The organism is Pseudomonas sp. BF-B-15, assembly GCF_019946675.1.
Lineage (GTDB): Bacteria > Pseudomonadota > Gammaproteobacteria > Pseudomonadales > Pseudomonadaceae > Aquipseudomonas > Aquipseudomonas migulae.
This window is the reverse complement of sequence record NZ_JAGYFZ010000063.1, coordinates 23,781-35,728: the sequence shown is the minus strand read 5'-3', so window position 1 is coordinate 35,728 and position 11,948 is coordinate 23,781. Positions and strand designations below refer to the sequence as shown.

At 57.2% G+C, this 11,948-nt stretch carries 11 protein-coding genes; 6 read left to right on the top strand and 5 right to left on the bottom strand.

The window, feature by feature from the left end; all coding sequences use genetic code 11:
* Positions 1–110: 110 nt before the first annotated feature.
* Positions 111–1,886 carry a glyoxylate carboligase gene (gene gcl / locus KGA97_RS19605; protein WP_008026775.1) on the bottom strand — a complete coding sequence of 592 codons (1,776 nt, stop codon included), beginning with the start codon at positions 1,884–1,886 and terminating at the stop codon, positions 111–113.
* Positions 1,887–2,153: 267 nt separating this feature from the next.
* Here gcl and KGA97_RS19600 point away from each other — a divergent pair, with 267 nt between their 5' ends.
* Together KGA97_RS19600 and KGA97_RS19595 are read left to right on the top strand one after the other, a co-directional pair.
* Positions 2,154–2,594 carry a GlcG/HbpS family heme-binding protein gene (locus KGA97_RS19600; protein ID WP_008039877.1) on the top strand — a complete coding sequence of 147 codons (441 nt, stop codon included), beginning with the start codon at positions 2,154–2,156 and terminating at the stop codon, positions 2,592–2,594.
* 197 nt (positions 2,595–2,791) lie between these two features.
* On the top strand, positions 2,792–3,250 hold the full coding sequence (locus KGA97_RS19595; protein WP_223481314.1) for an REP-associated tyrosine transposase: 459 nt from the start codon (positions 2,792–2,794) through the stop codon (positions 3,248–3,250).
* 110 nt (positions 3,251–3,360) lie between these two features.
* Here KGA97_RS19595 and KGA97_RS19590 read toward each other — a convergent pair whose 3' ends face one another.
* Positions 3,361–3,969, bottom strand: coding sequence for a TetR/AcrR family transcriptional regulator (locus KGA97_RS19590; RefSeq protein ID WP_192226089.1), 609 nt, complete (start codon positions 3,967–3,969; stop codon positions 3,361–3,363).
* Between the two features lie 134 nt (positions 3,970–4,103).
* On the opposite strand from KGA97_RS19590, the gene KGA97_RS19585 reads away from it, so the two are divergent.
* The 3 genes from KGA97_RS19585 (at position 4,104) to KGA97_RS19575 (ending at position 7,188) form a co-directional block, all read left to right on the top strand.
* The gene (locus tag KGA97_RS19585) at positions 4,104–5,018 is read left to right on the top strand and encodes a DUF808 domain-containing protein (protein WP_223481313.1); all 915 of its coding nucleotides are present in this window, start codon (positions 4,104–4,106) and stop codon (positions 5,016–5,018) included.
* A 326-nt stretch (positions 5,019–5,344) separates the two neighbouring features.
* Positions 5,345–6,235, top strand: a complete 891-nt coding sequence (locus KGA97_RS19580; RefSeq protein ID WP_223481312.1) for a hypothetical protein — start codon at positions 5,345–5,347, stop codon at positions 6,233–6,235.
* A 74-nt stretch (positions 6,236–6,309) separates the two neighbouring features.
* A complete protein-coding gene (locus KGA97_RS19575; RefSeq protein ID WP_223481311.1) occupies positions 6,310–7,188 on the top strand; it encodes a hypothetical protein in 879 nt (292 codons plus the stop codon).
* 96 nt (positions 7,189–7,284) lie between these two features.
* Here KGA97_RS19575 and KGA97_RS19570 read toward each other — a convergent pair whose 3' ends face one another.
* Positions 7,285–8,073 (bottom strand): VacJ family lipoprotein, encoded by a 789-nt coding sequence (locus KGA97_RS19570; protein WP_008039888.1) that lies wholly within the window; start codon positions 8,071–8,073, stop codon positions 7,285–7,287.
* On the bottom strand, positions 8,066–9,364 hold the full coding sequence (locus KGA97_RS19565) for a hypothetical protein (protein WP_008039890.1): 1,299 nt from the start codon (positions 9,362–9,364) through the stop codon (positions 8,066–8,068). Before KGA97_RS19565 ends, KGA97_RS19570 begins: the two co-directional genes overlap by 8 nt.
* A gap of 225 nt (positions 9,365–9,589) precedes the next feature.
* On the opposite strand from KGA97_RS19565, the gene KGA97_RS19560 reads away from it, so the two are divergent.
* Positions 9,590–9,958: a hypothetical protein gene (locus KGA97_RS19560; RefSeq protein ID WP_192226095.1), complete on the top strand. Its 369-nt coding sequence runs from the start codon at positions 9,590–9,592 to the stop codon at positions 9,956–9,958.
* A gap of 109 nt (positions 9,959–10,067) precedes the next feature.
* Here the strand turns inward: KGA97_RS19560 and KGA97_RS19555 are convergent, their stop codons facing one another.
* Positions 10,068–11,663: a hypothetical protein gene (locus KGA97_RS19555; RefSeq protein WP_008039892.1), complete on the bottom strand. Its 1,596-nt coding sequence runs from the start codon at positions 11,661–11,663 to the stop codon at positions 10,068–10,070.
* Positions 11,664–11,948: the final 285 nt, after the last annotated feature.

Here is an 11,948-nt window from a genome sequence, read left to right as displayed (position 1 = left end):
TGTAGGAGCGAGGCTTGCCCGCGAAGGCGTTGTGTCAGTCGGCATCAATGTTGAATGGCACGACGCCTTCGCGGGCAAGCCTCGCTCCTACAGGGGGAGGCGGTCAGCTGTTAATCGAGCAGCGAAATCGCGGTCGGCGCATCGTTGCCGACCAGCGCCAGGTCTTCGAATTCGTTGACGGCGTTGATCTCGGTGCCCATGGAAATGTTGGTCACGCGCTCCAGAATAATCTCGACGATCACCGGCACCTTGAACTCCTCGATCAGCTCCTGGGCCCTGCGCAGGGCAGGCTGGATCTGAGCCGGTTCGAACACACGCAGCGCCTTGCAACCGAGGCCTTCGGCAACCGCGACGTGATCGACACCGTAACCGTTGAGTTCCGGAGCGTTCAGGTTATCGAAGGACAGCTGCACGCAGTAGTCCATGTCGAAACCGCGCTGGGCCTGACGAATCAGCCCCAGGTACGAATTGTTTACCACAACGTGGATGTACGGCAGCTTGAACTGCGCGCCCACCGCCAATTCTTCGATCATGAACTGGAAATCATAGTCGCCCGACAGCGCCACAACCTTGCGGTTCGGATCGGCCTTGACCACGCCCAGTGCAGCCGGAATGGTCCAGCCCAGCGGGCCGGCCTGACCGCAGTTGATCCAGTGACGCGGCTTGTAGACGTGCAGGAACTGCGCACCGGCAATCTGCGACAGACCGATGGTGCTGACGTAGCAGGTGTCTTTGCCGAACACCTGGTTCATCTCTTCGTAAACGCGCTGCGGTTTGACCGGCACGTTGTCGAAGTGCGTCTTGCGTTGCAGGCTGGCTTTGCGCTGCTGGCAGTCTTGCAGCCAGGCGCTGCGGTTTTTCAGCTTGCCGGCGGCTTGCCATTCGCGAGCGACTTCGATGAACACGGTCAGCGCGGCAGCGGCGTCGGAGACGATGCCCAGGTCCGGGTTGAACACGCGGCCGATTTGCGTCGGCTCGATGTCAACGTGAATGAACTTGCGGCCTTCGGTGTACACGTCGATCGAGCCGGTGTGGCGGTTGGCCCAACGGTTGCCGACGCCCAGTACCACGTCGGACTTCAGCAGGGTGGCGTTGCCGTAACGGTGCGAAGTCTGCAAACCCACCATGCCGACCATCAGCGGGTGATCGTCCGGAATCGTGCCCCAGCCCATCAGGGTCGGGATCACCGGAATGCCGGTCAGCTCGGCGAACTCCACCAGCAACTCGCTGGCGTCGGCATTGATGATGCCGCCACCGGCGACCAGCAATGGACGCTCGGCCTGATCGAGCATGGCCAGGGCCTTCTCGATTTGCACGCGGTTAGCGGTTGGCTTGGCCAGTGGCAGCGGTTCGTAGGCGTCGATGTCGAATTCGATTTCGGCCATCTGCACGTCGAACGGCAGGTCGATCAGCACTGGGCCTGGACGGCCGGAGCGCATTTCGTAGAAGGCTTTCTGGAACGCATACGGCACCTGGCCCGGTTCCATGACAGTGGTCGCCCACTTGGTCACTGGCTTGACGATGGTGGTGATGTCGACAGCCTGGAAGTCTTCCTTGTGCATACGGGCGCGGGGTGCTTGCCCGGTGATGCACAGAATCGGGATCGAGTCGGCCGAGGCGCTGTAGAGCCCGGTGACCATGTCAGTACCGGCCGGGCCGGAAGTGCCGATGCACACGCCGATGTTGCCGGCCTTGGTGCGGGTGTAGCCCTCGGCCATGTGCGACGCGCCTTCAACGTGTCGAGCGAGGACGTGATCGATGCCGCCGACCTTTTGCAGGGCGGAGTACAACGGGTTGATGGCGGCACCGGGGATGCCAAAAGCGGTATCAACCCCTTCGCGGCGCATCACCAGAACGGCGGCTTCGATTGCTCTCATTTTGCTCATGGTTTTGTGCCTCTTACGTTTTGTAATTGTATACAAGTGGCTTTGCGCAGAGTGTATTCACGGCGGACGGCGCAGGTCAATCCATTTTCTCAAGCGACTGTTTCATTCGTCGGAAGCCTGTTCTGCTGTGGCTTTTCGTCGCATGTGGCGCTTTTCGATAATTATTGTATACAAAAAAATAACTCATTGTGTTCTATTTGTTGCATCGGACTGCGGTGCAAGCGCGCAGTCCTTCCGCTTTCCCTATAACAAAATGAGGACGGCACCATGAGCGCTTTAACCTTGAAAGTGGCAGTCAACCTGACCAGTCAGGCCATCTCCGCCGCGCGTGCAATCAACGCGGCCCCTTTGACCATCGCCGTGCTGGATGCCGGCGGGCATCTGGTTTCCCTGCAACGTGAAGACGGCGCCAGCCTGCTGCGCCCGCAGATCGCCATCGGCAAAGCCTGGGGCGCCATTGCGCTGGGCAAAGGCTCACGCCTGCTGGCGCTGGACGCCCAGCAGCGCCCGGCGTTTATCGCTGCGTTGAACAGCCTGGGGCAGGGCAGCGTGGTGCCGGCACCGGGCGGTGTGTTGATTCGGGATCAGGACGGGAATGTGCTGGGAGCTGTGGGCATCAGCGGGGATTTGTCGGATGTTGATGAGCAGTGTGCGATCAATGCGATCGAGGCGTTGGGGTTGAAGGCGGATGCGGGGGTAGCAGCTTGAATCATGGGTGACTGATCCACCGCTATCGCCAGCAGGCTGGCTCCCACAGGGAACATCTGAGTGTCAGAGATCAACTGTGGGAGCCAGCCTGCTGGCGATGACAAACCGTCAGACACATCCATCTAAATGTCTGCCCCACCCTTGGGTAACATCAGAACTAGCCTTCTTCATGAATTAATCATGCAAGGGGCAAAGGAATGCCTGATCTACCCGCTTCAAATCGTCTGCGCATTGGCCGTTATACCGAGTCAAACCGGATTTATCTGTTGACCACCAATACACTCGCCAGAAAACCTGTTTTCAAGAATTTCATCTTGGGCAGATTGGTCGTCGCACAGTTTCGCGCCGCGCACGACCAAGGCTGCGTTAATTCATTGGCCTGGGTCATCATGCCCGATCATTTCCATTGGCTGGTCGAGTTACAGCAGGGATCGTTGGGTGACCTGATGCAAAAGACTAAATCACTGAGCACCAAGGCGGTGAATCAGTTCACTGGCCGCAAGATCACCCTCTGGCAGAAAGGCTTTCACGACCGGGCTCTGCGGCGGGAAGAGGATTTGGAAAAGGTGGCGCGGTATGTCGTGGCCAACCCGTTGCGGGCTGGACTGGTGGAAAAGCTTGGCGACTATTCTCTGTGGGATGCCATTTGGCTTTGAGCTGAAACCGAGTCGTCTTCATCGCTAGCAGGCTAGCTCCCACACTGGCGCTATGACGTTCACAAATCCCCTGTGGGAGCTAGCCTGCTAGCGATAAAGTCACCGCAATCTTAATGATCCGGTTCACACCCCTTCAGCACCAACCGGATAATCGTCTGTGCCGCCGCTTCATAATCCTCTTCATCCAGCTTGGCCTTGCCGGTGATGGCTGTAATCTGCCAGTCAAAGTCGGCATAGGTCTGGGTCGCGGCCCAGATGCTGAACATCAGGTGGTTGGGGTCGATGGGGGCGATCTGGCCGCGGTCGATCCAGGTCTGGATGCAGTCGATGTTGTGTTTCGCCTGGCTGTTCAGTTGTTCGACCAGGTCGGCGCTCAGGTGCGGGGCGCCGTGCATGATTTCGCTGGCGAATACCTTGGAGGCGAAGGGCAAATCGCGGGAGATGCGGATCTTCGAGCGAATGTAGCCGCTCAGCACTTCGCTGGGCACGCCGTCGGCGTTGAACGGCGTCGAGGCCTGCAGAATCGGCTCGATGATGCTTTCCAGAACCTCGCGGTAGAGGTTTTCCTTGGATTTGAAGTAGTAATAGACGTTGGGCTTGGGCAATCCCGCCTTGGCTGCGATGTCACTGGTTTTGGTCGCAGCGAAGCCCTTGTCGGCAAATTCTTCACTGGCGGCACGCAGGATCAGTTCTTTGTTGCGCTCGCGGATAGTGCTCATAAACCAGGTGGTTCCTTGCCTGTTCTGGCGGTTGCGCATGGTAGCACCGGCCTCGCGCGGCGCTCAAGAATGCCCCATGTGGCGCTCGGCCGCGCTATGCTGCGCAGCATTCATTCCAGAAGGACACCTGATTCATGGCAGGAAGCAGTTTACTGTTGCTGATCGACGACATTGCCGCGGTACTCGACGATGTGGCGTTGATGACCAAAATGGCCGCCAAGAAAACCGCCGGCGTGCTCGGTGACGATCTGGCGCTCAATGCCCAGCAGGTCAGCGGTGTACGTGCCGAACGGGAAATCCCGGTCGTTTGGGCCGTGGCGAAGGGCTCGTTTCTCAACAAACTGATTCTGGTGCCGTCAGCGCTGGCGATCAGTGCATTCATTCCGTGGCTGGTCACGCCGTTGCTGATGGTCGGCGGCGCCTACCTGTGCTTCGAAGGTTTCGAAAAACTCGCGCACAAATTCCTGCACAGCAAGGCTGAGGACCAGGCCGAGCATGCGGAGCTTGTCGAGGCTGTGGCCGACCCGGCGGTGGATCTGGTGGCGTTCGAAAAGGACAAGATCAAGGGCGCCATCCGTACCGACTTCATTCTTTCGGCGGAAATCATCGCCATCACCCTCGGCACCGTGGCCGATGCGTCGCTGACCCAGCAAGTCATCGTGCTGTCGGGGATTGCCATTGTCATGACCATCGGCGTCTACGGGCTGGTGGCGGGCATCGTCAAGCTAGACGATCTTGGCCTGTGGCTGACCCAGAAGCCGGGGCAGCTGGCCAAGCGTATTGGCAACGGCATCCTGCGGGCGGCGCCGTACATGATGAAAAGCCTGTCGGTGATTGGTACGGCGGCGATGTTCCTGGTCGGCGGCGGGATCCTGACCCACGGCGTGCCGGTGATTCATCACTGGATCGAAGGCGTGAGTGCGAGCGCGGGCGGCGTCGGATTTATCGTGCCGATGTTGCTGAATGCCGTGGCGGGGATTGTCGCGGGGGCGGCGGTGTTGGCCTGCGTCATGGTGCTCGGCAGGATGTGGCGATCAGCCCGAAGCTGATTGGTTAGAAGTAAAAAAGGCCATTTGATGCGAATCAAATGGCCTTTTTTTGTCCGCCCGTATTTGGCACTAGCAGCCGCGGCTGAGAGTGGCGACGATGAGCCTGGAACGCTTGCGCGACCGCTGCGCGGTTCGACTAGCTACATCAAACTAAGCAAAAACTAGCGACCGCTAAATTTAGCTGGCCCCATGAACTTTGAAAGAAATGCATGAGCCGTCTGTCAGAACTGTTATTTCTGACAGTAGGAAGCGTTGTGGGGAATTGATTCAATAATATTCAACACGAGTACAACGTCCCAAGTGTTATTGGATTAGGAGATCACGTGATGAGTAATACTGTCGTTAGTAGGTTTCAAGGAGAAATTATCTCCAGTCATCCAGCCGTAGCGGTGGCGATAAGCCCGGATGGTCGTCATGCTTTCGTGAGCGTTCCGAGCAGAAACTACAGTTTCCTGATTGAAACAGATACCGGAAAAGTCGTGAAATTTTTGCCATCAGGGACGATGCGTATTATTAAATGCGTGTTTAGTCGGGATGGTAAGCGTGGCTATTGTATTACCAAGGAAAAAAGTGGGGTCTCGTCGTTTACTGTCGCTGGCTGGGCTGGAGGAAGGCTGGTTTATTTCGATGAACCAATGCGTGCAATCGCGGTTGCTGCAGATGGGGCTCACCTCTACGTTGCGAAGGGTGAGGAGGTTGTGGTTCTCGATTCATTAAGTCTTGGTGCGACGGAAGTTACTCCTGTTGGTGGTGTCGTTGATAGTTTGGCTGTTAGCCCGGATGGTTTGTATCTTTACATTCTGGTGGGCGGAAAGTTTTTGATTGCCTCTGTGGCGGATTGGGCAATCAAGTCTATTTCCATTGGGGCCGGCACTGGTTGCATGTCTCTTAGTCTGGATGGCCGTCGAGCCTATGTTGCAGGGACCTATCAGGGAGGTACAGTACAGACGATCGATATAGTTGCAGAGCAGGTCGTTGCCTCGATGCCTATTAAGGGCGACGCGAAAAGCTGCGTGCTGTGTCCTACGGGGGAATATTTGTATGTTACTACCGATAATGAGCCATTGCTCTATGGGATTGATGTCGTGGGTGACCCGAAATTGGTTGAGGAAATCAATGTGGGCGGAAACCCGATGGGAGTTGATGTAACGCCTGATGGCGCTCGTGTTTATGTGTGTACCGGGGATTTTGTCAAGGCGGTAGTGGCAACGCGTTGATCGGGAATAAGGGATATCAAATTATTAACGCTGTACTTAAGCGTTCACTATCATTTTAGATGGCGAGGTGGCTTATGTTGTCTGTTAAATCTGGATTTGAAGGCGAAATCAGCCTTGTCGGTGCTGGTAAAGTTATTTTCCATCCCTATGGGGAATATGCGTTTGTGTTCAATTATGGTGCGCCAGAGTTTTCGGTAATCGATACTGTTACTGGGCGAATTATACGTACCGAACGTTGTCCATCTCGCGCACTTTACGGCGTTTTCAGTCAGGATGGTTTATTCGCTTATTTGAATCTCGAGACTGGACAGACAAGAGAAGTTAATACTCATGTATTGTCCTCATTCCAAAGAATATATGCCCCTGCTCCGAGTGGGGTCTTGCTCACCAAGAACGGTCCTCGTCCATACATGACGGCTTTAAATACCCTGTATGAAGTTGATCTTTCAGGTGGTAGGATAGTAAGGAGTCTTGCGGTAAATGGTATTCGAGACAGTTTGGCTGTCAGTGCTGCCAGGCATGAAATTTACGCTGTAACTGACCGTTCGTTCGTTATTGTTAACTTGTCACAATGGACGGTGAAGTCGGTTGCCATTGCTGAAGGCGCCAGTCTGATGGCTTTTTATCCAGGTCGAGCGCTTGCTTATATAAGTAATACGCAGCTCAAAGGTGTGCAAGTATTAGACTTGGCTGGCGAGCGTATTGTGGCTTTCATTTCTATCGGTGGGGATATTGTTGATATTGCTTTGACGCCCAATGGCGTCTATGCATTTGCTCTTGTCAATGAAGGCGCTGAAATGTGTGTGATTGATACGGCTGGTTTTAAAGTAGTCGATCGAGTTTTTATCGGTGGAGGGGTTCGTAATGTAGCAGTTACCCTGGATGGTTCTCGAGTTTATGTTACTAATGAAATGTTCGTCAGGGTGTTCAGGGTTGATCGGTGGGCGGCATAAGGCTGCCTCAATGTAGAATTTAAAGTGGTCGACGAAAACGGGTAAAAAAACTGGCCATTCGATCTGCACCGAATGGCCTTTTTTATTGCCGATAAATTACTCGGCGATCTGCAACTTGCGCGACTCGGTGTACACGTAACGCACCTTTTCGTATTCGAATGGCGAGTTCAGCTGGCCGTAGCGGAAGCTGGTCTGGTGGCGCTTGTCGATGCTGCGCAGGGCCCACACTTCAGGGTGGTTGGAACTGACTTCGGAGACGTTCAGGAAGTTGATCGCTGATTCGGCGGTGAAGTCCACGGCCAGGCCGCCGGTGTCGCGGATGTTGGACGGGCCTAGGATCGGCAGCACGAAGTAGGCGCCGCCCGGTACGCCGTAGAAACCGAGCGTCTGGCCGAAGTCTTCGCTCTGGCGCGGCAGGCCCATGGCCGTGGCCGGGTCCCACAGGCCGGCGATGCCGATGGTGGTGTTGAGCAGCAGGCGCGCAGTGGTTTCCATCGAACGCTGGCCCTTGAACTGCAACAAGCTGTTGAGCAGGTTCGGTACGTCGCCGAGGTTGTTGAAGAAGTTGCTGACCCCGGTGCGCAGGAAGCTTGGCGTGATGTAGCGATACCCGTCGACCACCGGCAGGAACACCCATTGGTCGAAGCGGTAGTTGAAGTGATACACCCGGCGGTTCCACTCTTCCAGCGGGTCGTAGACGGCCAGCGCGCTGAGTGTCGAGCGCTCGAATTCGCGCTGGTCCAGGCCCGGGTTGAACTTGAGTTTGCTCAGTGGCTCCTTGAAGCCGTCACTGTCGACGACCACCGGGGCGTTGGCTTTGCTGTTGTCGGCATTGGCGACGCCTGCACAGAGTAACGCTGCGATAAGCAGGAGGTATTTAGCCACGGAAGAACTCCAGCATGGCGTCGCTGTTGACGCGATAGTTAAGGTTGCCGCAGTGGCCGCCCAGTGGATAAACAGTCAAGCGATCACCGAAAGTCTTGCGCAGGAAACCGAGGTCACCCGGGCCGAGTATCACGTCATCTGCGTTGTGCATGACCGCGATTTTCGGGCTGTCGTGCAGGTAATCCTTCAGGGCATACAGGCTGACCTGGTCGATCAGTTGCAGTAGGCTGCCGCCGTCAGTGCGCGCGCGCCACATCGGGATCACTTGTTCGGTGATGTAGCAGTCGAAGTCGCACTGCAGCGCACGTTTGAGGTACGGCGTGAGGCTGGTACCTTCGGTGATGGGCGTTTTCGGCGGAGTGATCAGGCCGCGACGGTTGATCAGGTCCGAGGTGAAAGCGATGTCGGCCGCCGAGAAGCGGAACGACGTGCCGATCAGCATGGCCATCTGTTCGTTGGTCAGGTGCTGCTTGGACTGCTGGAAGTCGTAGAGCAGGGCGTCGTTGAGGTCGATGTAGCCTTTCTGCTGGAAGTAACGGGTCAGTTTGTTCAGTACCAGTTCATAGAACGTGGTGGTGTTGGTGATGCCCTTGACCTCTGTCTGGACCAGCTTGTCGAGGTTGGTGATCGAGGTGTAGAGGTTCACCGGCGGGTTCAGCAGCAAGACTTTCTTGAAGTTGAAGCTGCGGCGGGTTTCATCCAGATGCGCGACAAATGCCGCATCCAGCGCCCCCAGGCTGTAGCCGGTCAGGTAGTAATCGGTGACGGCCACTTTCGGGTTTTGTGCCCGCACGGCCTGCATCACCCGGTACATGTCTTCGGCGTCATCCTTGGTGATGCCGGGTGTGGCAAAGCGTGAAGCGGCGCTCATGAAGTCGAAGCTGGTGGGCGACGACAGTTGCACCACGTGGTAACCCGCCTTGTAGTAGAGCTTTTTCAGGTATTCGTTAAGGCTGCTGTCATAGCGCGCACCGGTGCCGGCGATCAGGAAGATCAGTGGGGCGGCTTTATCCTGGGTGGCGATGCGGTAGGTCAGCTTCTTCACCGGCCAGAAGTTGTCCGGCAGTTCGAACTCACGCTCCGGGCGCAGCGTGACGCTGCGGGTTTCCTGGTCGATGTCATCGTCAAGCGGCAACTCCGGACGCAGGTCCGGTGGCGTCGTGGCGATGGTCGCCTCGAACGGGTTGGTCAAGGGATAGCCATAACTGGCGGCGTCGATATCGACCGCCAGTGCGGACGCACTCAAGATAAGGCCGCTAAACAGGGCGGCGAAGCGCAAGGAACGGAGCATGACTGGATCCCTTATAGAAAGGTGCCGAATGAAGTTCGCAGGCTATGACCACGGGGGTTGCGCCAAAGTGCCATGTATCGACACCAATCAGGCCAAATTTCAGAGTAATAGTAGCTGGACGATACACTTTGCAGTGATTGAGTGCCCAGTTAACTGTTGTTAAGGCTTGCGTCAGGCTGCCGGGGGATTAAGCTGGCCGCCGTTTTTCGCTGATTGGAGTGCTTCATGTCCCGCCGTTTACCGGTAATTCTGCTGCTTGTTTTGCTGCCTTTATGGCTGGCCGCCAGTTATGGCGCGCGGTATGGCTTCATGGAGGATGCGCAATGGGTCGGCCTCTGCGCGGACGAGGCGAGCCGCTGGGAATGCCTGGTCCGTTCGAACCTGGGCCTGATGATTCATTTCCAGGTGTTGGGTTGGGCGGCAGTGGCCGCCGCCGTGATCGGCTTCGTGTTGCCGGGGCGGGCAGGGTGGTGGTTGGCGGTGTTGGCGTTGGTGTTCGGGTTTCCGGCGTTGGCGTTGTACAACACGACGATGGCTGTGTTTGCGGTGGTGATTGCGGGGTTGCGGTTGGTCCGGGCGTCCCGCGGCGCCTGACAGATCGCCATCGCGAGCAGGCTCGCTCCCACAATAGATCTTCAGTGAACACATATTATGTGAACGATGGAGATCAAATGTGGGAGCGAGCCTGCTCGCGATGGGGCCATCAGCCCTTGCGAACCCGCAAACAGCGCCACAACGCCGCCACCATCAACACACTCACCAGCGCCCAGCCCCAGGCCTGCTGATTCTGCAAACCTTCGCGATACAGCTGCGGCGCAATCCCGGCACCGATGATGAAGGTCAGAAGCGCGATTTCACGACGTGGCACACTCACCGGCCGGCACAGATAAACCAGCGCGGGCAGGATGAAAGCTACGCTCGGAAAGCTGCGATAACGCGGATCGAACACCAGTTCGAGCATCATCACCGCCGCTGCAAAACCTGCTGTTGCCAGCAACCAGCCGGCCCGACGCTCCAGCACATTGAAGGTCCGTAGACGCCAGCCGCTACGGTCACTCAGTGTCAGCGCTGCATGCACCAGTACCAACAGGTTCAAAGCCGTCAGCAACGCAACCCACAACCATTCACTGGTAAACCGGGTGGTGACGCGTGCCAGATCACCCCAGGCGCCAATCGAACAGGCCGCCAAAGCGCCGAGCAGCGGTAGCACCAACGCAGAGCGGGTACTGCGTACACGACCGCCAAGGATCAGCGTGCCAAGGAAAATCATCCCGCCCACCGCCAGCCATTGCGACCAGTACGGCACGTTCGACACCGGACCGGCCAGCACGCCCTTGTCCTGACGGTCGGCGTCAAACAGGCCCCAGTAACCACCAACGGCCCCTTCGCTGGCGCGTTTCCAGGGTTGGTCGAACGCCTCGATCAGGTTGTAGTGCCAGCCTTCCTGTTCGGCCATGATCACAAAGCTGCGAATGAACTTGGCCTCATTGACCCGGCTCGGCAGCGCGGTTTCGCGTTGACGACCCTCGCTCGGCCAGCCGGTTTCGCCAATCATCACGTCCTTGGGTGCGAATTTGTTGCCGAACACCTGACGCACTTCGCGAACATGTTGCAGCGCGGCGTCGATGTTCGACGGATCGTCTTCCCAATACGGCAGCAGGTGAATGGTCAGGAAGTCCACCGCCGGGGCAATTTCCGGGTGTTTGAGCCAGAACTCCCAGACGTCGGCATAAGTGACAGGCTGCTTGACCTGGCTTTTGACCTTGTTGATCAGCCTGGCCAATTGCGCACCGGTGACTTCCTTGCGCAACAGGGCTTCGTTGCCGACGATCACCGACGTGACCACATCCGGGTTGGCGTTGGCCGAGGCGATCAGCAGGTCCACTTCTTTCTCGGTGTCCACCGGGTTGCTGTTCACCCACGCACCGATCATCAACTTCAGACCATGTTTGCGCGCCAGGTCGGGCAAGGCTTCAAGGCCGGTCATGGAATAGGTGCGAATGCATTCGAAGCGGGTGGCCAGCAGCGCGAGGTCGGCGTCCATGCGCTCGGGGCGCAACTTGAACGGCTGATCGAACGGCGATTGGTCCTTGTCGAATGGGGTGTAGGAGGCGCATTGCAGTTTGTGCGTCGCGCTGGCCACGTCCGGCAGAATCACCGGTTTGCCGAGGCCGTACCAAAAACCGCCGAGAGCAAAGAGCCCTAGCAGGCAGGCGAAAAGGTAAGGGAAAAAAGGAAAGCGTGATGTCGCGGGCATGGTCAGGCCGTCTGGGAGCAAAGCCGCGCATGTTACCCGCATTTGTCCCGCGCTTGGTGGCTCGCATAATTTTGACATGCAAAGTTCGGGCGGATCGCCCGAGGCCTTTCAGGTGCTCGTGATTAATGGCGTTCTGATGTCGTTTCTCGATGCCTTGAGGTCGCTGACAGCACAGGTTCAGGTTGGCGTCAGGTTGATTATCGATGCGTCAGTGTTCTCATTAATAAAACGCGCTGATGATCGTACGAGTTTGCGGTGAGGCGTGATGGGCGCGCAGTGCACCATAACAATACGTTGACGCGACTCGGCATCCGTCGAGCGCAGCAC